Here is a 20240-nt window from a genome sequence, read left to right on the forward strand (position 1 = left end):
GAGAAGAAGCTTCTTCTTCAATAAGTCGAAATTTCTTGAAGCTGACCACTTCTGCCTCATTCTCCGGTAGCTTATTTTGTTCAAAGGGCAAAATATTAAGAAATGATAACGCTTTCTTAATTACAAAAGTTATTTTTTTACTATTGGTTCTCTCCATGAGACACTTTGTTAACCCCTAATAACTTTTTGAATTTACGAACGGAGGATTTACCATGGAGAAAAAACTAACAGAATTACCACATTCACTGAAGGATGTTGCAGTATTTCCAGAAGACCCTCGCTATGATGATGTTCGTTCAAACGATTATAAAGTAGGTCAGCCCAAAATTGTCATTTTAGCAGAGAACGAAGAACAAGTCCGAGACGCGATCACCTATGCTGCTAAGATCAAGCAAGGGGCAGACTTTCCCTTTTCTGTCCGCTGCGGTGGTCATGGACTATCCGCGACTTCCGTGAACGACCAAGGAATGATCTTAGACCTCTCCCAGATGAATCAGATTCAAGTGATTGATAAAGAAAAAGGCATTGTTAAAATCCAAGCCGGTGCCCTCTGGTCAGATGTAGCGACCAAGCTGCTAGCCGATCAATTAGTGATTTCAAGTGGGGATCATGGTGATACCGGTGTCGGCGGCTTGGCGGTATCCGGTGGGATGGGGATCATTTTACGTTCTTTTGGCTTGACGATCGATCGGGTCATTGGCGCGACACTGATCACGGCGGACGGTGAACGACGTGAGCTTGATGACCTGAATGAGCCGGAACTTTTTTGGGGCATTCGTGGAGGCGGCGGACAATTTGGTGTAGTAACGGAATTTCTTTTTCAAGCGGATAAAGTGACCACAACCGATTCGGAATTTTCGATTCCTATGGTTGTTCAAACCATCAATTATACGATCACGGATCTTTATGGCTTTACGCAAGCGTGGCATGCATGGTTCAAAAATTCTTCAAATAAATTGACAAGTATTCTTTTGCTTAACAAAGGTGCAGATCAAACGATCACGGTACAGACGAGAAACTTTTGGTACGGCGAGGAAACTCCTGAAGCAAGAGCGGTGCTGGCTGAGGCTCTTCATTTAGGCAACGTTTCCGCTAAAACAGAAGTAGCGATGAACTACGCCGATTTCTTTCCCGATGAGCATGCCCGTATCGATGGAAAAAATACGGCTTTTGGGAAAAATACGTTGGTAACAGATATTCCGCAAGCAATAGCGGCCGAAATGGAAAAACTGCTGGAGCCGCCTTTTGTCTATGGCGTAGAATTGCGGGCGCTCGGCGGAGCGATGAATGATAAAGCCGCCGATTTCAACGCATGGTCTTTTAGAGAAGCAGAGATTATGATTGCCTATTGGGTGAATCAAGCACATGCGGATGAAGCGCTTCGGCTTTTCCAACCGATCCAGGAATTTGGTCAAGGTATTTATGGCGCCTATTCAAGCGATACGAGTACGGCGGAAAATCTCCGCGTTTGGTCCAACCAAACCGCGACTAGATTAAAAAAAATGAAACAAGTATACGACCCGATGCATTTCTTTACTCAAAATCGAGAAGTCTAGCTAATCCTTGTAGCGAAAAAATCTAAGCAGAAAAGCTTAGATTTTTTTTGCTTTGAATTTGTTTTCCTGAAAACTTTCTGCATCATTTTTGACAAAGTGACCACACCGTGTTAGTGTTGTATGGTCACTTTTTCAGTGAGAGCATTTTTTAATGCAGATGAAATTTGGTTTCGCGAACGAGGTTCGTAAAGCTTTTTAATAAGGAGGATACATTTTGAGTAAAGTTAAGGTTGAACATCTGACGAAAATCTTTGGCAAGAAGCAGCAACAAGCCCTTGCGATGATCCAAGAGAATCGCAGTAAGAACGAGATCGTCGAGCAAACGGGTGCGACAGTTGGTGTGTATGATGCCAGTTTTGAAGTCAATGAAGGAGAAATATTTGTTATTATGGGGCTTTCCGGTAGCGGAAAATCCACGATGATTCGTTTGTTAAATCGGCTTATCGATCCAACTTCTGGTGAGATTTATATTGATGGTGAGAATATTGCCCAAATGGATAAAGAAGCACTGCGGGAAGTGCGCCGCCATAAAATCAATATGGTCTTTCAAAATTTTGGATTGTTTCCACATCGAACGATTTTAGAAAATACGGAATACGGACTTGAAGTCCGGGGTGTACCGAAAGCGGAACGTCAAGCCAAGGCGGAGCAAGCCTTAGACAACTCCGGTTTGCTGACCTTTAAGGATCAATACCCTGATCAATTATCCGGTGGGATGCAGCAGCGGGTCGGTTTGGCGCGGGCCTTAGCCAACGATCCAGAAATCTTATTGATGGATGAAGCTTTCTCAGCGTTAGATCCATTGATTCGCCGTGAAATGCAAGATGAGCTATTGGATTTACAATCAAATGTGCAAAAAACGATTATCTTCATTACCCATGACTTGAATGAAGCCTTACGGATCGGTGATCGAATCGCCTTGATGAAGGACGGACAAATCATGCAGATCGGTACGGGGGAAGAAATTTTGACCCATCCAGCCAACCAATATGTCCGCGACTTCGTGGAAGACGTGGATCGTTCAAAAGTCCTGACTGCGCAAAATATCATGGTACCGGCTTTGACGACCAATATCGAAGTCGATGGTCCAAATGTGGCCTTGAACCGAATGCGGAAAGAAGAAGTCAGCATGCTGTTAGCCGTTGACCGCAAGCGTAAATTAAAAGGCAGCCTGACGGCGGATAAAGCCTTAGAAGCTCGGAAAAATAATCTAACCTTAAAAGAAGTCATTGATAAAAATGTCCGCCGCATTCCTAAAGACATGCTGGTGACCGACATTTTTAATCTGATTTTTGATTCGCCAGCTCCTTTAGCTGTGGTTGAAGGCGACCGCTTAGTCGGCGTCGTGATTCGCGGCAGTGTCTTAGAAGCGTTGGCAAATACAGAAGAAGAGGTGACGACGAATGTTTAGTTTTTTACAACAAGCTTTACCCGTTGCAGATTGGGTTGAAAATTTCACCGACTGGTTAACTAGCACCTTCGCAGGATTATTTTCAGCATTGCAACAGGCCGGACAATTTTTGATGGATGGCATGACGGGAATCTTAACAATGATTCCGCCACTCTTATTTATTTTAGTTTTGACAGTTGCCGCATTTTTCATCTCCAATAAAAAATGGGGATTAACCAGCTTTACCTTTATCGGACTATTATTCATTTATAATCAAGGGTTATGGGCGGATTTAATGAGTACCGTTACGCTTGTGCTTTTATCTAGCTTGCTATCGATCATCATCGGGGTACCGTTAGGGATCTTGATGGCGAAAAACGAGACGGCGAAAAAGATCATTACACCGATTTTGGATTTCATGCAGACGATGCCTGGTTTTGTTTATTTGATCCCAGCCGTTGCCTTCTTTGGAATCGGCATGGTGCCAGGGGTCTTCGCGTCAGTGATTTTCGCCTTGCCACCAACGGTCCGCTTTACTAACTTAGGGATTCGTCAAATTCCAAAAGAGTTAGTCGAAGCTTCTGATTCATTCGGTGGTACTGCCAAACAAAAATTATTCAAATTAGAATTGCCGTTAGCTAAAAGTACTATTTTAGCCGGGATCAACCAAACAACGATGTTGGCTTTATCAATGGTAGTAATCGCCTCAATGATCGGTGCTCCCGGTCTAGGACGTGGGGTCTTATCTGCCTTGCAACGAGCACAAGTCGGAAATGGGTTCGTCAATGGTTTAGCACTAGTTATTTTAGCAATCATCATTGACCGCTTTACCCAAAATATCAATAAACCGAAACAACAAGCCGCTGAAAAAATGCCGAAGAGCAAGAAGAAAAAATTGGGCATTGCAGCCGGTGTGGTCGCTGCTGTTGTGTTGTTGGCGTCATTTGGTTTTGGCGGGGCGTCTGAGAAAACCAAAGGTACAATCAATCTTTCTTACGTGGAATGGGATACCGAAGTCGCTTCAACCCACGTTGTGGGAGAAGTATTGAAAGAAATGGGCTACAAAGTCAACACGACCCCATTAGATAATGCGATTATGTGGGAATCCGTTGCAAAAGGCGAATCGGATGCAATGGTTGCAGCTTGGTTGCCAAATACCCACAAATCACAATATGCTCAATATAAAGATCAAGTCGATGATTTAGGCGTCAACTTGAAGGGTGCCAAAGTTGGGATCGTTGTACCGGATTATATGGATGTAAATTCCATCGCAGATCTATCCGACCAAGCCAATAAAACCATCACCGGGATTGAACCTGGTGCGGGCGTCGTCAACGCGGCAGAAAATACGTTGAAGGCTTATCCAAACTTAGCGGATTGGAAAGTTTCAACCTCTTCTTCTGGAGCTATGACCGTAGCTCTAGGCCAAGCAATCAAAAACAAACAACCCATCGTAATCACCGGCTGGTCACCCCACTGGATGTTTGCAAAATATGGTTTGAAATATTTAGAAGATCCTAAAAATGCAATGGGCTCAGCCGAATCGATCCACACTATGGCTCGTCAAGGTCTAAAAAAAGACCAGCCCGAAGCTTATAAAGTATTAGACAACTTCCACTGGACCCAAAAAGATATGGAAAGTGTTATGTTAGCAATCAACGAAGGTGAAGATCCATCGCAAGCAGCGAAGGACTGGATCAAAGATCATCAAAAAGAAGTTGATGAGTGGAAAGAATAGAATCCAAAAAAATTGCTGATCGATATGATCAGCAATTTTTTTGTGACTAATTATTTCTTTCCTAGTTCCTCATCTTTTCGAATCGTCGCATCGATTCCTTTAATAACGGTCGAGATAAAGGCGTTGTCTTCTAACTCCACGATCCCTGCGACTGTCGTTCCGCCTGGTGAGCTGACCCGATCGATCAAGGTCCACGGATTTTCTTGACTAGTGGCCAAAGTTTGAGCGCTGCCTAGAATGGCTTGGGTCGCCATTTCTAGAGCGAGATCCTTTGGCAAGCCATTCTTCACTGCAGCCCGAGCGATTGAGTCGATAAATAAGAAGGTATAGGCTGGTGAGCTGCCAGCGATCGCAGTAAAGATGGAGAAATATTTCTCTTCTAAAGGCCAAGCTTTCCCTACAGCGTTGAATAGATCAATGATTTGTTTAACATCTTCCTCAGTCGCGGCACTGTTTCCGCAGACTGCCGCCGCCCCTTCACCAACCATTGCGTTCATATTCGGCATGACTCGGACGATGCGGATCGGCTGATCGGTCTCGAAAACGTCATATAACGCAACTGTGCTAGTTCCCGCTGCGATAGAGACGATCAGTGGATCATTGGCAATGATCGCTTCTTTGGCTGCTAACAAGATGCCTTTAATGACATTCGGTTTGACTGCTAGGATCAACGTGTCGACAGTTTGAATAACAGCTTGTGGATCTTTCAGCGCATGCGCGCCGATTTTTTCCGCGAAGGCTTGGACTTTCTCCGTTGCGATATCATATAAATAAATGTCTTCTGGCTTGCTGAAGCCCTTTTGTACGATTCCTTCCACGATTGCCGTAGCCATGTTGCCGGCACCGATAAAACCAATTTTCATAATAAATCCCCCTTAGAAGTGTTTGAATCTAATGTAATGAAACGCTAAAAATGCTACAATCAATAAAGAAATTATATGCTGATAAGCAGCTGTTTGAAATAGTGTAGATAAAGAAAAAAGTGTTCGATTCTAAGGTGGTGGAAAAGTGAAGGTAACGGAGCAGCAATACGATCAGTTTTATCAGTTTTTGGAAACATTGGATTGCTATCTTGCTGAGGATAAAGAAATGAAAAACGAGGTCCGGCAGTTTGCGGAAAATCCCAAGCGTGAGATCGCGGCTTTTGTAACGCGTAAGAGCGAACAGCGGATCGAAGTTTCTTCGGAATTTATTCGGGTGTTCTATGTACTGAAAGGCTCGGTTGAGGTGAAACTTGATACCTCTGAAAGACGGCTTGATGTGGGTGGATTAATCTTGATGAATGGCGCGGCGCGACTTTCTTTTCAAGGAGACCAGAACGCGGAAGTCATCACGTTTTATTTTAAGGCTAGCTATTTCACCGATTCATTATTAGGTCAATTTTTTGAAGAACCACTGTTGTATCGCTTTTTTATCGAGGCAATAAGTTCAGAATTTCTAGGAGTTAGCCGTTATTTGGTGTATGATTTTGCGACATTAACGGATGTTCATTTTTATGCGTTGCTGTTGTTAAAACAAGTGGTCAAGATGGCTTATTTCAATAATAAGGTAACGAAGGCGGCCTTTGTGCTGCTGATTGTTGAGATCAGTCAGGCCGAGACGGGACATCTTGTCGCCAGAGACAGCTTCGTGTCCAGCGGTCAATTAACGGAAGAAATTTTAGCCTATATCGATGCTCGCTTGGAGCAAGTGACACTAGAAGAGGTCGCTCAGAAATTTCATTTTCACCCGAATTATTTGTCGAGCTTATTAAAGGAAAAAACGGGGCAGGCCTTTACGGAGATCGTATTGCTGCGCCGCATCCAGCGCTGTAAGCTCTATTTAGAGCAAACAGATCTGACTATCCAAACAATTGTCGAACGCTTAGGCTACAAAGATAAGGCCTTTTTCTATAAACGTTTCAAGCAAATCGAAGGCCTTACCCCGCGTCAATATCGAAAAATTCAGGAGGAAAAAACCAATGTATGAAGATATTTTTGCTGACGTTCAACTGACCGTCGTAGAACAACCGATCGAGTGGCTGGAAAACTTGCCCCTTTATCGCGGTCATTTGAAGGAACTGCCATTTATTACTGGCGAAGGTTCTTCGAAAAAAGCGCTGTACCGTCAATTAGCGGAGCAGTACCAAGAATATGTCGCGTTGAATCAAGTGGAGGAAGAAAAGGACGAAGAAATGACCTCTTCTTTATTAACGGCAGATCAATTATTGAAATATTATGATGGCGAGACCTTTGACGGCTTTTCTTTAGGGGAGAACGTGAAGGAAGAATAGAGCAGTTTTGTATCCCTTTTCAGTCTTTTCCGCTAGACTAAAAGAAAAAAGGATGTGAAGCGATGACAGCAATCGAAGAATATATCAATGAGGCTGAAAAAGATCAGCAGCCAAAGCTAAAAGAAATTTATCAAGTAATTAAAGAAACGGTTCCACCCGAAACGAAAGAGAAGATTTCTTACCAGATGCCCACCTTTTATTTAAAAGAAAATCTGGTTCATTTCGGGGCAATGAAAAAGCATATCGGCTTTTATCCGACACCTAGCGCTATGGAAGCTTTTGAAAAACAATTAAAGGACTACAAGACCTCTAAGGGAGCCGTTCAGTTTCCTTATGACCAAGATTTGCCAATTGATTTGATTAAAGAAATGGTGCGCTTTCGTTTGCAAGAAGTCATGGAAGATCAATAAATGAAAAGCTGTAAGGAGGTTGGGACAGAAGTGTTCAGCTTCAAGAAATAAGAAGGAATTTCCGGAAATTGCTCCTCAAATTTTTGTGAAATTTCGGCTTATTTCCGAAGAAGCTACTTCTGTCACACCGTTTATACGGAAAAAGGAGCTGAGACAAATTAATGTCCCAGCTCCTTTTTTTGTGTGAAGCTTAGCACTTTTTATAAGATTTATTTGACGAATATCATCAAATTGTTATTTAATTTCAGTCAAAAAGTATGTGAATTGTTGTACCATCTTTACAGGTAAAAGAGCTTTCATTCAATTAAATATTCAAAGGAGAGAATTATGGTACAGATTTTATTGGGACTTTTAGCAGTCCTCTTGGTTTACTATCTTTTTTATTTTATTCGCGATTTGGTTGCGGAGCGAAAAAATTTAGGCGGCGGGAATTGGCTTGTTGCCGGGTTGATCGGCTTGGTGACGGACGCGATGGACACGCTGGGAATCGGGAGTTTTGCACCGACGACGATGCTATTAGAAACGACGAAGCAATTAGACAATGACCGTCAATTACCGGGAACATTGAATGTTTCTCACACGGTACCGGTGATTATTGAAGCGTTCATTTTTATTACGGTGGTAAAAGTAGCGCCGTTGACTTTATTTTCGTTAGTCATTGCCGCAATTGTCGGTTCTTACATTGGTTCGAAAACGGTCAGCAAGCTACCTGAGAAAAAAGTCCAATTTTACATGGGAATCGCCTTGATCGTCACAGCCGCACTAATGGCGCTAAAACAATTAGGGTTATTGGATCTATTAGGAACCGGTAATCATTTAACCGGTTTGACGGGTTCAAAATTAATCATTGGTATTATAGGTAATTTTATTTTGGGTGCCTTGATGACGATTGGTGTAGGACTTTACGCACCGTGTATGGCCTTGGTTTATATGCTCGGCTTAAGTCCATTGGTAGCTTTTCCAATTATGATGGCTTCATGTGCGGGTCTAATGCCAGTTGCTGGTACAAACTTTATTAAATCGGGGGATTATTCTCGTAAAGTTAGTTTGGGGATTACGATCGGTGGGATTATCGGAGTGATCATCGCGACGCGCTTTGTCACCGGTTTGAACATGAACGTTTTGACATGGATTGTTATCGTAGTCGTGCTTTATTCCGGCTTTACCTATATTCGTAAAGGGAAGCAGGCCTTTGCGGGGAATTTGAAGAAGAGCTAAAAACGAAGCCACTGAAAAGTTCACTTTTCAGTGGCTTTATTTTTTTAATTAATAACACTTCGCACAGGCGGTTAATCCGCGACCTTGTGCTTCCTCTAGTGTAGCGGGGCTGTAAGTGCCGTTGCCGCACTTGTGCGTATGATATTTGCTGCCTGTCGGTGTGACATAAACGGTCTGACCTTGAGCCGGCTGGGCTGCTTGCTGAAGCTGTGCTTCTTGTTGGGCACGAGCATCCGCCTCTGCCTGTGCTTGAGCCGCGACTTGTTGCTCTTCGGCTTGTTTTTTTGCGACCGCTTCTTGTGCGACGCGCTGTTCTTCCATCTTACGAGCTTCTTCCGCAATTCTTTTTTCCTCGGCCTGTTTGGCAGCCTCAGCTTGTTCAGCTGCTTGTTTCTCGGCGGCAGCCTGAGCTTCTTGTTCTTTGCGTTGCTGTTCTTCTTCGGCTTTCTTCGTATTGGCTAATTCCCTTTGTTTTTGCTCTTGCTCGGCGTTCTGTGCTTTTTCTTCTTCGGCTTTTTCTTTTTCAAAAGGATCCACGGTTTTCTCTAAAGATGAGACCGTCGCCTTTAAGTCTTGATTGCTTTTTTCCAGCGAGCTAATTGTTTGTGATTGACTGGTAGTTGTTTCGTTAGTGGCATTGTCACCACAACCGCCAAAAGTCAATCCTAACGCGAGAATCAGTCCTAACTTAATAAATTTATTCATATCCGTTCCTCCTAATCTGATTTTTTTCGGGGAAAATAATGATCAAACAACAAAAAAAGTTTTATTATAAATAAATTATACTATAATTAAGTTTTTGTTAGAAATAAAAATGATTTTAGATGGATTAAATACAATGAACGATATTTATTTAGGAAGAATGAGTTTTTCTTCAACCTAGAATAGGTTAATAAAGTTAGAACTCTAATTTTTAGAAAACGAATCTTTTCCGTTGACTTTTATTTTAACGGCGTGTATATTCTTTTCGAACAGTTAGATATCTAATAGTTAGCGAGGAGGAATTCTTTTGGATAGAATGGTCGTTTCCAATCTACTGCGCTCGATTATGCACAAATCTCGTGAATTGATGAAAGATCGTGCGGAATCGTTAGGTGTCAGTCCGCAACAAGCTCGAATGATTGCGTATATTGCGCAGAACGAAGACAAAGGCTTGATCCAAAAAGATTTAGCGGAAGTCTTTCAACGACGCGGTGCCAGTATTACCAGTATGCTGCAAGGCTTAGAAAAAAAAGGGTATATCGAACGTCGAATTCCAGCCGATAATGAGCGGCAAAAAAATATTTATGTTCTTCCTAAGGGAAAAGCGATCGTCAATGAAACCAATGAGGCGTTTTATGCGGCGGAAAAAGAATTGGTCAAAGCGCTAGACCCGGAAGAAGTGCAAGAATTGACCGAACTGCTTAGAAAAATCGACCGCAGTTTATAAGAACAAGCAGCGCAAAACTGCTTGCACCTAAATAGTTAGAATTCTAACTATTATAAATGAATAGAAGAAGGTAGTATCATGGAAGAATTTGAAGTCAACGAATCGAATATTTATTATTTAAAGGAAAGTCCCATTCGCAAAGCCATCGCCCATTTGTCGATCCCGATGATGGTGGGGATCTCAGCCACGACGATCTACAATTTGATCAACGCTTATTTTATTGGTCGGATCCATGACACGAATATGATGTCGGCGATTACGTTGGCGATGCCGATCACGATCATTTTGATGGCGGTCGGAAATATGTTTGGTGTCGGTGGCGGCAGCTTTATTACGCGGCTATTAGGCAGCGGGGATACTCAGAAGGGGAAGAAAGTCGCTGGCTATTCCTTTTACACAAGCATTATTCTTGGGTTGGTTATCGGAGCAGTCGCTATCTTATTTATGACACCGTTTGTTCACTTACTTGGCGCCGACGGACAAACACTGCTTTACACAAAACAATATTCAACGATTTTATTTGCTGGTGGATTTGCCTTTATTCTGAACTTTGCCTTGGAGCAAATGGTTCGCTCAGAAGGCGCCTCAAAGGAATCGATGTATGGAATGTTTATTAGTGTGGCTGTTAGTATTGCGCTGGATGCGCTATTGATCTTGGTTTTTAACCTGCATGTGATTGGGGCCGGAATCTCAACAGTTATTGCCAATTTGGCTTCCACCGCTTATTATGTTTGGTTTTTAGAAAATAGAAGCGAATCCTTGAAGGGCTTCTTGAAACATTTCAAACTTTCTTTCAGCGATCAATTAGAAGTCTATAAAATCGGTGTTTCAGAACTGTTTAAATCAGCCTTTATGATCGTAACGACGTTATTGTTGAACAATTTTTCAGTTGAATACGGCGATAATGTTGTCGCCAGCTTTGGGATCGCGGTACGGATTACACAGTTGCCTGAATTTTTGACGATGGGCTTATTTTTAGGCGCCATGCCGTTATTTGCTTATAGTTTCTCCGCCCACAATACCAAACGTCTAAAAGAAGCGCTGAAAGAAGTTTCTTTATGGATCGGCGGTATCTCAATCATTTTCGCGGTCGCCGTTTATCTCTTCCGAGTGCCCGTATTAAGCTTATTTACTAGCGACCCTCGCGTGGTACAAGTTGGTTTAACGATTTTAGCAGCACAATTAGTTTCTTCCGTCTTTAACGGATTCTCTGGTTTATTTACCGGAATCTTCCAATCCTCAGGTTTTGGCGCTCAAACGGGAATCATGTCTACGATCCAAGGAACCTTTTTCATTCCAGTCGTTCTTTTGCTGCACCATTTTTATGGTTTGAACGGCTTGATTTGGTCCATGACTATTACCGAAGGGATCGCCTTTATCGCTGGTGCAATCATGATGATCCCTTACTTGAATAAATTAAATAAAAACGAATTACCGGCGATGCAAGAATAATCAACGGTTGAATAAAAAAAGAACGTGCTATTAAAGGAAAAGAGATCCTTTAGTAGCACGTTCGTCTTTAAAAAATTATTCTGTCTCGTCATTTTTTTCTGACCAATGCAAGGCGAGATAGTATCCAGTAATTCCCATACCTAGCAAAAAGCAGGCTGCATCAAAGCTATTGATGTCTGGCTTGAAGAGCGCAAACAAAATAATCACCACTAACCAATTCGTGATCGCCCACAAAACATTCGTTGGAGCGGATGCGAATGTTTTCCAAGGAACAGGCCATTTTTCTGCGGTAATCCCTTTGACAAAATGGGGGATGCCGTTTGCGAAGATCATTCCTAGAACGATACAAATAATTGAATCCATCGCCATCTTCTCCTCTCATTGCTATTCAATTTGTAGTATACCTCTTTCTTACTTTTTTTTCTGCCGATCTAAGAAAAAATTGCTTACGCTGAGCAGAGAATTTAACAAGGCCAAGAATTTGGGGGTAAGGTGGAATGGTGATGAGAAGATACACTTAAAAATGAGTATTTTTTTACCTTGTGGAAGGATAAATAAAAATTAGGAGGAATTTGCTGATGACTGCACCATTGATAACATTGAATGACGGACATTTTTTACCGGCTGTTGGACTGGGAACCTATCAAATCCGAGGAGGTCAAGGGGTGGATCAAGTGTTGACAGCGATCCAAGATGGCTATCGCTTGTTAGACACGTCAACGAATTATGACAGTGAAGGAATTGTGGGGGAAGCGATTCGCCGTTCTGGACTTCCTCGTTCGGAATTTTTTGTAACGACGAAGCTACCAGGAAAATACCACCATTATGCTGATGCCTTAATGATGATTCAAGAATCCTTATTTCGGATGGGCTTAACGTATTTTGATCTGTATTTGATTCATTGGCCATTACCTAAGCGGGGTCTGTATACTGAAGCGTGGCAGGCATTGGTTGATGCACAAAAGTTAGGCTTGATTCGCTCGATTGGTGTTTCTAATTTTGAGCCAGAGCATTTGGATAAAATTATCGAAGCAACAGGTGTGACACCGGCGGTCAATCAAATCGAGATCCATCCTTACTGGGTCCAAGAACGAATGGTTGCTGAAAATAAAAAACGTGGCATTCTAACAGAGGCTTGGAGTCCGTTAGGCCGCGGCAATGACGCGCTAACGGAATCGGTGATTCAAGAACTCGCAGAAAAATATCACAAGACTCCGGCGCAAATCGTTTTACGTTGGCATCATCAACGTGGAATTGTGCCGATCCCAAAATCGCGCAACTTGCAGCATCAACGGGAGAATTTAACGATCTTTGATTTTGAATTGTCGCAAACAGAGCTTGAAAGAATCAATCTATTAGAAAAAGCAAACGGTCGAATCGACGATCAAGACCCAAATGAATACGAAGAATTCGAGTAAAAAACACAGCTAAGAACCCTTACAGGTTTTTAGCTTTTTTTGATTCAGTCAAAGCCTATTTATCGAGAAAGACTGCTTTTCATTCAAAAACGCTTTCAATTATGGCATACTAATAATAAACAGAATCGTTGGAGGCGGATTGGATGAAAAAAATTGCAGCGCTTGTTGTTGTGTTAGCAGCCGTTTTACTCTTTTTTTGGTTTGATCAGAAGGACCAAGTCGCGGTCGAACCGACGACGGAGTTTTCACAAACCGAGCCAGAGGAGCGAATGGAGGATTTTTTCACGAATCGCGATCTCAATGAGTTGGAGGCCGTCGTTTATCCAGAGTACAAAGCGTTGATGGATGATTTAAGCGGCGAAGGTGATGTAGTCAGAAAATCAACTCAAAAAACCTTCGTAGGAGCAAAGGTCAATGAAGAAGATCGCTCTTGGACGGGGTATTTTGAAAAGTAGCATTTAACTATAAAAGAAGGGACAAACTCGATGAACGATGTTTGCCCCTTCTTTTTTTAGCTTCCACCCATTAGGAAGTCTAGAATATTCCAACCATCCGACGTTGCTCCGCGATAGAGTTCGGTGTAGCCGCATTGTTTGCAGCTGATAGTCGTGAATTTTTTATTTTGTACATCGAAGATCTTTGCGAAATTTCCCCCCGTTGCTTGGAATTGGTCAGATGTATAATGCTGGCATCCGCACTTATCACAAACATATTGTTTTCTTTCCATCTTTCATTCTCCTTATCTGACAGTACAGCTAAATCATTTCCGACTGAAAAAGTAACGAACAGCTGTTGTTATGTCTAAAAGTATAGCAAATTCTCAAATGACGTCATCCGTCTTTAGAAGTATCTCACAAGAAAATTTTTGACAAAGAAGACTTTCTTTGGTTAAATAAGAACATACGTTCGGTGAAAAGGAGGGTTTTCGATGGAGCTGGAAAGAAAAATTGAAATTTTGGCTGAGTCAGCGAAATATGATGTTTCCTGTTCCAGCAGTGGTGTGGAAAATAATACGCGGCAGGGGACGGTAGGTAGCACGCAAGTCTCTGGGATTTGTCATTCCTTTACGCCCGATGGACGGTGCGTATCGTTATTAAAATTATTGTTCACTAATGCCTGCATCTTTGATTGTCATTATTGCATCAATCGAAAATCGAATGCGATTCCGCGAGCGACTTTCACGCCGCAAGAGGTGGCCGATTTGACGATGGATTTCTATATGCGTAATTATATCGAAGGCCTGTTTTTGAGCTCTGCAATTATTAAGAATCCGGACTACACTTGCGAGCTCTTAATCAAGACGCTAAAAATTTTAAGGGAAGAAAAAGGCTTTCGTGGCTATATCCACGTTAAGGCGATTCCTGGCGCGGATGAAAAATTAATCGAAGAACTTGGTTTTCTGGCGGATCGAATGAGCGTCAATGTTGAACTACCTTCCCGCGAAAGTCTAAAATTGCTGGCTCCAGATAAAGATCCCTTTGACTTATATAAGCCGATGAAGCAGATTACGACGGTAAAAAAAGAACAGGAATTCTTACCAATGGTGCGGAATGCACCAAGTTTTGTGCCAGCCGGACAGTCAACCCAGATGATCATCGGAGCTAGCCCTGAGAGTGATCGCTCGATCGTGAAGATTTCGGAGAATTTATATCAAAAATATCAATTGAAGCGGGTCTATTATTCGGCCTATATTCCCGTCAATCAAGATAGTTTATTGCCGGCAGTGACGACAGATCCACCACTATTAAGAGAACATCGCTTGTATCAGGCGGATTGGTTGCTGCGCTATTACAAATTTACCGCGGACGAGATTTTGTCTGAGGACAAACCAAACTTTAATTTGTATCTCGATCCGAAAGCCAATTGGGCGGTCCAAAATTACCATCGCTTCCCCGTTGACGTCCAGACGGCATCCTACGATCAGTTGTTACGCGTTCCTGGGATTGGGCCGAAAAGTGCGCAAAACATCGTAAAAGCAAGAAAATATTATCGATTGCATCTAAACGATTTAAAAAAATTGGGTATCGTAATCAAGCGGGCGCAATATTTTATCGCCTGCAATCATGAAACGCCTGCCGGATTGATCAAAGATCCGGAATGGATCATCACCTCGTTGATTTCTTCAAAGCAATATGAGGTATTAAAGAAACACAACACGCAATCCACCAGTGAACAGCTATCCTTATTTGATGTGGAACGTTTTGAACATGCGAAAAGTAGGTGAGTTTCATGGAAGAATCCGCGGACCATTGGGAATATGACGGCAGCTTTTTAGGGTTTATGACCATCGTGGATCGTAGCTTTCGGGAGAAAAAGTTTCCGACACTGATCTTATCACCGGAGACAGCGGTCGAAAATTTATTTTTGGCGGAGTGGATCGAAACCGACGTGCTGAGAGGGGAAAAAATCTATCGCCGTCTGCGTCAACGCTTGCGATCAGAAAATTTTCAATTTATTCAAAATGGTTTTTACGCCACACTAGAGGGGAAAGAACGCTATTTATTAGAAGCGATCGAGATTGCGTTACAAACAAAGGATCTATTAGAAAACCATTTAGGGCACCCTGCGATCCTAGCGTTAGCCAAAAGTATTCGGACTCTGCTTGGAGAAAATCATGCATTGACGGGGTTTGTTCGGTTTGAATATGTTGGCGACGTGTTATTTAGCAAAATCCATCCAAAGCACTATGTCATGCCTTATCTGTGTCCTCATTTCGCTGAGCGTTATCCTCAAGAAAAAATCATGATTTATGATGAGACACATGAGCTTTTGGGCATCATTGATCAGGGGGACATCCATTTGATGGAAAATACTAGCTGTCCCGAGTTTTCGGAAGCCAGTGATGAACAGGATATTCGCCAGCAATGGAAGACTTTTTTACGAGCAGTGACGATTGATGAACGAGCCAATTATCGGGCTCAACGAAATCATTTGCCTTTGCGTTTTCGCGGGGATATGACCGAGTTCAAGGCTTAGTCAAAAAGATGCCTTTTTGCGCCAGATTCAGCAGACATTCTGTTAGATAATCTTCATTATGTTCGGGATAGATCGGACGAGTGAGGGCCAATGGCTGGATCGCTACTAAAGGAGATAAGTTTTTCCCGCGGTACAGCGGATCGAACCATAAGGAATCAGGCTTGTAGCCACGGCGCTTCATTTCCTCCAGAACCAACAAATGAAATTGATACAATTTGTAATAAGGATGAGTGAAAACATAATCCACCGTGGCGTGCTTTTTGCCCCAACCTTTGCCCCGCAACGCCGCAACTTCGCGATGCTGTCCTAATAATTGTTGTCGCGGAAGCGCGGGTATTAGTGCTTCATGCCATAGACGCATAAAAATCCCTCCTAGCTTTCTTTTGATTTTTCCACAATTTAGCTTTAAAGACGAGCGATTTGCTTCACGAAAGGAAAGAGATATGTTTTTATGATTTTTCCTTTCTGATTTATAATAGATACAATCAGGAAGTGAGTGAATCAAATGGAAGAGAAAAAAACGCAAGGGTCGATGGCCGTATTGGCTGCGCTATTAGCGAATATTTTAGTAGCAGTCAGCAAATTTGTCGGCTATATGCTTAGCGGTAGTGCCGCAATGATGAATGAAAGCATCCATAGTGTGGTGGATTGCAGCAATCAAATTTTATTATTATTCGGCAATCGCCGGGCGAATCGGGGCCAAAGTGAGCTGCATCAGTTTGGTGAAGGCCGGGCCAAATATTTCTTTAGTACCATTGTAGCAACAATGCTGTTTTTTGGTGGGGGTGCTTTAGGGATTTGGGAGGCCGTGGAAAAATTGTTCCATCCTAGCCATGAAGTAGAAAATCCTTTAATCATCTTAGCAATCCTCGTTTTCGGGATTCTAGTTGAAGGCAGTTCGTTGCGGGTTGCGATCAAGGAAATTCATGAGCTGAATACGGAAAAGCTGCCGCTATTCCAATTTTTACATGAAAGTCGTCACAGTGAAATCTTGATTATTTTCACAGAAGATTTTTGTGCGGTGATCGGGTTAGTTTTAGCGATTATCGGAACTATTTTAACGATGCTGACTGGCAACCCGATGTTTGACGCATTGAGTGGGTTGTTGATCGGGATGATGCTTTTGTTTGCCTCAATCTTTTTAGCACGAGAATTTTACAGCTTGATTATTGGCGAAAGTGTTTCAAAAGCAGACCTGTTGAAAATTCAAACGGCCTTCAACCGCGAAGAAGTCAAAAAAGTCATCGACATCAAAACGGTGCATTTAGGCCCAACTGAAGTGATGATCGCCGCCAAGATCGATATCGCGGATTCTTACGAAGGTGTCAGTTACGATGTCGTCAATCAGATCGAGCGAGTGATCCGCCAAGCACTACCAGATAAAAAAGCCTATATTTATATCGAAACCGACGAATTTGATCCCAACTACGATCAAAAACGCCAAGCCCAATCGGACACATAACCATTCTGTGCCCGATTATTCTTGTCAGTCCAACTTTTCGCAGTTCTTAAATTTCAATTTCAATACTAGGATTTGAATGAAAATAATAGTATAAGCTGTTTAGTTGGATGATATGCGTACGAGGATCACCTTTCTTTTTCCGATTTTGGAAAAAGAAAAACCATAAAACGAGTTAGCGGTCAGTCCAACTTTTCGCAGTTCTTAAGTTTCAATTTCAATACTAGGATTTGAATGAAAATAATAGTATAAGTTGTTTAGTTGGATGATATGCGTACGAGGATCACCTTTCTTTTTCCGATTTTGAAAAAAGAAAAACCATAAAACGAGTTAGCGGTCAGTTATGCTTTTCGCAGTTGCTTAAAGTGTTTTATCTTTATTAAGGAGGGATGCAGAGTGTCTTCACTTCGGTTTTTCTTTACCTATTCACGGGAATTTCTGCGTCATTGGGGCAGCTATATTCTTTTGATTGTTGGTACGAATATTGTTTTAGAGATGCTGGTAATTCCCGTGGTCCAATTTTTAGTGGCCTTTATTTTACAACGGGGCAATATTCCTTATGTTTCTAACACAAATATTTTAACGATCATCACGAAGCATCCAGCCGTCTTGATTGCGTTGCTCTTGTTGCTTGCTTTAGTTTTGACCTTAGTTTTTTTACAATTTACGTTTCAATTATTTGGTATCAAAAGTATTCAAACGAAGGAAGATCGGTCGCTGTGGGGGATTTTTAAGCAATCGCTCTATCACATGCGGCATCTACGTCCAGCGACGTTCTTTTTCTTTCTATTTTATTTTCTCTTGATTTTGCCTTTTGCTAATGCAATTTTTCGAACGCCTTTATTAAGTAAAGTCACGATTCCGGTTTTTATTTTGGAATATTTGAATGAAAATGTGGTTTTCGCCCTTTTACTAGTAGCGGGCTCGATCGTAGTGTCTTATATCGGAATACGATTATTATTTGTCTTGCCGTTAATGATTTTCTCTGACGAAAGACCAAAGGCTGCGATTGAAAAAAGTTTAAAACTAACACATCATCGGTTCTGGCACTACGGTTGGCGTATTTTTATTTTGACGATGTTCTTGACCTTTATTTCTTATGTTGGTTACGGATTCAGCTATCTTTGTCAAACAATCTTTGATTTATTGCCCGCACCTTTTCCAGCGGTGGGAGCGATGCTGACTTTGACGAGTATTCAATTTTTTAGTCAATTAATGCTGGCTTGGGCGACAGTCCTTTACTTCAGTATCTTAGTACAAAAATTTTATCCGCTGATGATTAGCGGCGAACGGCCTTTGCGCTTGATTCGTCCGAGTCTTTGGACGCGAATCGCAGCCGGAGCATTGTGCCTCTTTTTTGGCGGTTCGATTCTAATCAGCAATGCCCTTTATCTCACTGGTTTGGCTGATGCGATTCCGCTAACCATTTCTCATCGAGGAGTGGATGATGGAAACGGTGTTCAAAATACGATTCCCGCGATGGCTGAAACAATCAAAGAAAAGCCGGATTATATTGAGATGGATATTCAAGAAACCAAGGATCATCAATTCGTTGTGATGCATGATAAAAATCTGAAAAATTTAACTGGGCAAGACAAAACGACCCATGACTTGACCTTAGTGGAATTACAGGATTTGTTTGCGACGGAAAATGGTCATGTGGCACCGGTGGCAAGTTTTGACGATTATTTAGCTTATGCCAATCAGCATCAGCAAAAATTATTGATTGAAATCAAAACAAGCGCTGCAGATTCGAAAGATATGGTGAAAAATTTTGTCAAAAAATATCAAAAAAATATTTTGACCCACCATCATCGCATTCATTCGTTAGACTATGATGTAGTGGTAGATTTGAAAAAGGAAGCGCCAAAGTTGTTTGTCAGCTACATCCTGCCGTATAATTTAGTATTCCCTCAAACAGTGGCGAATGGTTATACGATGGAGGAAACGACACTGACGAGTGATTTTGTTCAACGAGCCCATCAGGAGAAGAAGAGCGTCTATGCTTGGACAGTGAATGATGCGGATTCAATGGATCGAATGATCTCGTTAAACGTGAATGGCATCATAACAGATGATTTGGGAACATTGAAGAATCAAATCAAAACGTATGAGGAAAAACCTTCTTATGCGAAGCGGATCGAGATGTATATTAATCGGATTCCGGCACTGGATCAACGGATCAGTGAAAATTAATAAAAAAGAAAAAAATCATTAAATTTACCCAGAGTTTTCGTAAAAGAATGACGAATCCAAAGGCTCACTATGTTAAAATAGCTATATGTTTCACAAAGAACGAGCGTCTTATTTTGACCAGAGTTTCTTTAGGTTTTCGGACGATTCGTTAAATCGTCTGAGCAATGATCAAAAAAGCATTTTTGTTTTTAAAAAAAGGGAGTCTAACATGACAGTAAGAGGGTTTGAAATTACAACCGCATATCAAGCTAAAGGCATCAATTTGCCAATACGGGCAACAAAAAATGCCGCTGGCTATGATTTTGAAGCGGCAGAGGATATCGTTATTCCGGCAATTTGGAAGCAAGTGATCCAACATTTCACGAAAGGCGCAGAAGCTTCAGCGAAAATCCTTAAGCCAGTTTTGGTCCCAACTGGAATCAAAGCTTATATGGGCGAGGATGAGTATTTGCAGTTAGCCAATCGCTCTAGCAATCCGTTGAAACGTTTCATTACCTTAAGCAACGGGATCGGCGTGATCGATAGTGATTACTACAACAATCCTGATAACGAGGGTCACATCATGTTCCAATTTTCGAATTTTGGTTTAACTGATGTAAAAATTAAAAAAGGTGAACGCATCGGCCAAGGCATTTTCTTGCCATTTCTTAAAGCGGATAATGACCGGGCTGAAACGCTTCGGACTGGCGGATTTGGTTCATCTGATCAACAATAAAATTTAATCTG

Annotated in this window: 21 protein-coding genes; 16 read left to right on the forward strand and 5 right to left on the reverse strand. The window is 41.9% G+C overall.

Going from position 1 to position 20240, the window contains the following annotated elements; all coding sequences use genetic code 11:
- Positions 1-212: 212 nt before the first annotated feature.
- The 3 genes from IGI54_RS00290 (at position 213) to IGI54_RS00300 (ending at position 4684) form a co-directional block, all read left to right on the forward strand.
- Positions 213-1556: an FAD-binding oxidoreductase gene (locus tag IGI54_RS00290; protein ID WP_430620833.1), complete on the forward strand. Its 1344-nt coding sequence runs from the start codon at positions 213-215 to the stop codon at positions 1554-1556.
- A 214-nt stretch (positions 1557-1770) separates the two neighbouring features.
- The gene (locus tag IGI54_RS00295; protein WP_071861801.1) at positions 1771-2967 is read left to right on the forward strand and encodes a quaternary amine ABC transporter ATP-binding protein; all 1197 of its coding nucleotides are present in this window, start codon (positions 1771-1773) and stop codon (positions 2965-2967) included.
- A complete protein-coding gene (locus IGI54_RS00300; protein WP_430620834.1) occupies positions 2960-4684 on the forward strand; it encodes an ABC transporter permease/substrate binding protein in 1725 nt (574 codons plus the stop codon). The genes IGI54_RS00295 and IGI54_RS00300 overlap by 8 nt, the downstream gene beginning before the upstream one ends.
- 50 nt (positions 4685-4734) lie before the next feature.
- Here IGI54_RS00300 and proC read toward each other — a convergent pair whose 3' ends face one another.
- Positions 4735-5547, reverse strand: coding sequence for a pyrroline-5-carboxylate reductase (gene proC / locus IGI54_RS00305; protein ID WP_430620835.1), 813 nt, complete (start codon positions 5545-5547; stop codon positions 4735-4737).
- A gap of 145 nt (positions 5548-5692) precedes the next feature.
- Between proC and IGI54_RS00310 the strand changes: the two genes are divergently transcribed.
- From IGI54_RS00310 to IGI54_RS00325, 4 genes are all read left to right on the forward strand, one after another.
- The gene (locus IGI54_RS00310) at positions 5693-6652 is read left to right on the forward strand and encodes a helix-turn-helix transcriptional regulator (protein ID WP_313631133.1); all 960 of its coding nucleotides are present in this window, start codon (positions 5693-5695) and stop codon (positions 6650-6652) included.
- Entirely contained in the window at positions 6645-6956 is a 312-nt protein-coding gene (locus IGI54_RS00315) for a hypothetical protein (protein ID WP_071861797.1), read from the forward strand. The genes IGI54_RS00310 and IGI54_RS00315 overlap by 8 nt, the downstream gene beginning before the upstream one ends.
- A gap of 62 nt (positions 6957-7018) precedes the next feature.
- Positions 7019-7366, forward strand: a complete 348-nt coding sequence (locus tag IGI54_RS00320) for an iron chaperone (protein ID WP_071861796.1) — start codon at positions 7019-7021, stop codon at positions 7364-7366.
- 327 nt (positions 7367-7693) lie between these two features.
- Positions 7694-8584 carry a sulfite exporter TauE/SafE family protein gene (locus IGI54_RS00325; protein WP_071861795.1) on the forward strand — a complete coding sequence of 297 codons (891 nt, stop codon included), beginning with the start codon at positions 7694-7696 and terminating at the stop codon, positions 8582-8584.
- A gap of 48 nt (positions 8585-8632) precedes the next feature.
- Here IGI54_RS00325 and IGI54_RS00330 read toward each other — a convergent pair whose 3' ends face one another.
- On the reverse strand, positions 8633-9289 hold the full coding sequence (locus tag IGI54_RS00330) for a hypothetical protein (RefSeq protein WP_430620836.1): 657 nt from the start codon (positions 9287-9289) through the stop codon (positions 8633-8635).
- 304 nt (positions 9290-9593) lie between these two features.
- Here IGI54_RS00330 and IGI54_RS00335 point away from each other — a divergent pair, with 304 nt between their 5' ends.
- Together IGI54_RS00335 and IGI54_RS00340 are read left to right on the forward strand one after the other, a co-directional pair.
- The gene (locus tag IGI54_RS00335; RefSeq protein WP_084133247.1) at positions 9594-10013 is read left to right on the forward strand and encodes a MarR family winged helix-turn-helix transcriptional regulator; all 420 of its coding nucleotides are present in this window, start codon (positions 9594-9596) and stop codon (positions 10011-10013) included.
- Positions 10014-10091: 78 nt separating this feature from the next.
- A complete protein-coding gene (locus IGI54_RS00340) occupies positions 10092-11465 on the forward strand; it encodes an MATE family efflux transporter (protein WP_430620837.1) in 1374 nt (457 codons plus the stop codon).
- Positions 11466-11540: 75 nt separating this feature from the next.
- Here IGI54_RS00340 and IGI54_RS00345 read toward each other — a convergent pair whose 3' ends face one another.
- Positions 11541-11828 (reverse strand): hypothetical protein, encoded by a 288-nt coding sequence (locus IGI54_RS00345; protein ID WP_430620838.1) that lies wholly within the window; start codon positions 11826-11828, stop codon positions 11541-11543.
- A 215-nt stretch (positions 11829-12043) separates the two neighbouring features.
- Between IGI54_RS00345 and IGI54_RS00350 the strand changes: the two genes are divergently transcribed.
- Positions 12044-12883, forward strand: a complete 840-nt coding sequence (locus IGI54_RS00350) for an aldo/keto reductase (protein ID WP_430620839.1) — start codon at positions 12044-12046, stop codon at positions 12881-12883.
- Positions 12884-13026: 143 nt separating this feature from the next.
- Positions 13027-13338 (forward strand): hypothetical protein, encoded by a 312-nt coding sequence (locus IGI54_RS00355; protein ID WP_430620840.1) that lies wholly within the window; start codon positions 13027-13029, stop codon positions 13336-13338.
- Between the two features lie 56 nt (positions 13339-13394).
- Here the strand turns inward: IGI54_RS00355 and IGI54_RS00360 are convergent, their stop codons facing one another.
- Complete coding sequence (locus IGI54_RS00360) at positions 13395-13610, reverse strand: zinc ribbon domain-containing protein (RefSeq protein ID WP_313631137.1); 216 nt, start codon at positions 13608-13610, stop codon at positions 13395-13397.
- 201 nt (positions 13611-13811) lie between these two features.
- On the opposite strand from IGI54_RS00360, the gene IGI54_RS00365 reads away from it, so the two are divergent.
- On the forward strand, positions 13812-15107 hold the full coding sequence (locus IGI54_RS00365) for a putative DNA modification/repair radical SAM protein (RefSeq protein ID WP_430620841.1): 1296 nt from the start codon (positions 13812-13814) through the stop codon (positions 15105-15107).
- Positions 15108-15112: 5 nt separating this feature from the next.
- Entirely contained in the window at positions 15113-15859 is a 747-nt protein-coding gene (locus IGI54_RS00370) for a TIGR03915 family putative DNA repair protein (protein ID WP_430620842.1), read from the forward strand.
- Here the strand turns inward: IGI54_RS00370 and IGI54_RS00375 are convergent.
- The gene (locus IGI54_RS00375) at positions 15849-16220 is read right to left on the reverse strand and encodes a TIGR02328 family protein (protein WP_430620843.1); all 372 of its coding nucleotides are present in this window, start codon (positions 16218-16220) and stop codon (positions 15849-15851) included. The genes IGI54_RS00370 and IGI54_RS00375 overlap by 11 nt on opposite strands.
- 144 nt (positions 16221-16364) lie before the next feature.
- On the opposite strand from IGI54_RS00375, the gene IGI54_RS00380 reads away from it, so the two are divergent.
- From IGI54_RS00380 to IGI54_RS00390, 3 genes are all read left to right on the forward strand, one after another.
- Positions 16365-17321: a cation diffusion facilitator family transporter gene (locus IGI54_RS00380; RefSeq protein WP_313631141.1), complete on the forward strand. Its 957-nt coding sequence runs from the start codon at positions 16365-16367 to the stop codon at positions 17319-17321.
- A 393-nt stretch (positions 17322-17714) separates the two neighbouring features.
- Entirely contained in the window at positions 17715-19514 is a 1800-nt protein-coding gene (locus tag IGI54_RS00385) for a glycerophosphoryl diester phosphodiesterase membrane domain-containing protein (RefSeq protein ID WP_430620844.1), read from the forward strand.
- A gap of 208 nt (positions 19515-19722) precedes the next feature.
- Positions 19723-20229: a dUTP diphosphatase gene (locus IGI54_RS00390; protein WP_313631143.1), complete on the forward strand. Its 507-nt coding sequence runs from the start codon at positions 19723-19725 to the stop codon at positions 20227-20229.
- Positions 20230-20240: the final 11 nt, after the last annotated feature.

It is taken from the genome of Enterococcus sp. DIV0800 (assembly GCF_050559735.1).
Lineage (GTDB): Bacteria > Bacillota > Bacilli > Lactobacillales > Enterococcaceae > Enterococcus_A > Enterococcus_A devriesei.

Excerpts from the sequence above, each read along its gene's own strand:
- IGI54_RS00290 (WP_430620833.1), top strand. The coding sequence starts at position 213 with ATGGAGAAAAAACTAACAGAATTACCACATTCACTGAAGGATGTTGCA.
- IGI54_RS00300 (WP_430620834.1), top strand. The coding sequence starts at position 2,960 with ATGTTTAGTTTTTTACAACAAGCTTTACCCGTTGCAGATTGGGTTGAA.
- proC (WP_430620835.1), bottom strand. The coding sequence starts at position 5,547 with ATGAAAATTGGTTTTATCGGTGCCGGCAACATGGCTACGGCAATCGTG.
- IGI54_RS00315 (WP_071861797.1), top strand. The coding sequence starts at position 6,645 with ATGTATGAAGATATTTTTGCTGACGTTCAACTGACCGTCGTAGAACAA.
- IGI54_RS00320 (WP_071861796.1), top strand. The coding sequence starts at position 7,019 with ATGACAGCAATCGAAGAATATATCAATGAGGCTGAAAAAGATCAGCAG.
- IGI54_RS00325 (WP_071861795.1), top strand. The coding sequence starts at position 7,694 with ATGGTACAGATTTTATTGGGACTTTTAGCAGTCCTCTTGGTTTACTAT.
- IGI54_RS00330 (WP_430620836.1), bottom strand. The coding sequence starts at position 9,289 with ATGAATAAATTTATTAAGTTAGGACTGATTCTCGCGTTAGGATTGACT.
- IGI54_RS00340 (WP_430620837.1), top strand. The coding sequence starts at position 10,092 with ATGGAAGAATTTGAAGTCAACGAATCGAATATTTATTATTTAAAGGAA.
- IGI54_RS00345 (WP_430620838.1), bottom strand. The coding sequence starts at position 11,828 with ATGGATTCAATTATTTGTATCGTTCTAGGAATGATCTTCGCAAACGGC.
- IGI54_RS00350 (WP_430620839.1), top strand. The coding sequence starts at position 12,044 with ATGACTGCACCATTGATAACATTGAATGACGGACATTTTTTACCGGCT.
- IGI54_RS00355 (WP_430620840.1), top strand. The coding sequence starts at position 13,027 with ATGAAAAAAATTGCAGCGCTTGTTGTTGTGTTAGCAGCCGTTTTACTC.
- IGI54_RS00360 (WP_313631137.1), bottom strand. The coding sequence starts at position 13,610 with ATGGAAAGAAAACAATATGTTTGTGATAAGTGCGGATGCCAGCATTAT.
- IGI54_RS00365 (WP_430620841.1), top strand. The coding sequence starts at position 13,812 with ATGGAGCTGGAAAGAAAAATTGAAATTTTGGCTGAGTCAGCGAAATAT.
- IGI54_RS00370 (WP_430620842.1), top strand. The coding sequence starts at position 15,113 with ATGGAAGAATCCGCGGACCATTGGGAATATGACGGCAGCTTTTTAGGG.
- IGI54_RS00375 (WP_430620843.1), bottom strand. The coding sequence starts at position 16,220 with ATGCGTCTATGGCATGAAGCACTAATACCCGCGCTTCCGCGACAACAA.
- IGI54_RS00380 (WP_313631141.1), top strand. The coding sequence starts at position 16,365 with ATGGAAGAGAAAAAAACGCAAGGGTCGATGGCCGTATTGGCTGCGCTA.
- IGI54_RS00390 (WP_313631143.1), top strand. The coding sequence starts at position 19,723 with ATGACAGTAAGAGGGTTTGAAATTACAACCGCATATCAAGCTAAAGGC.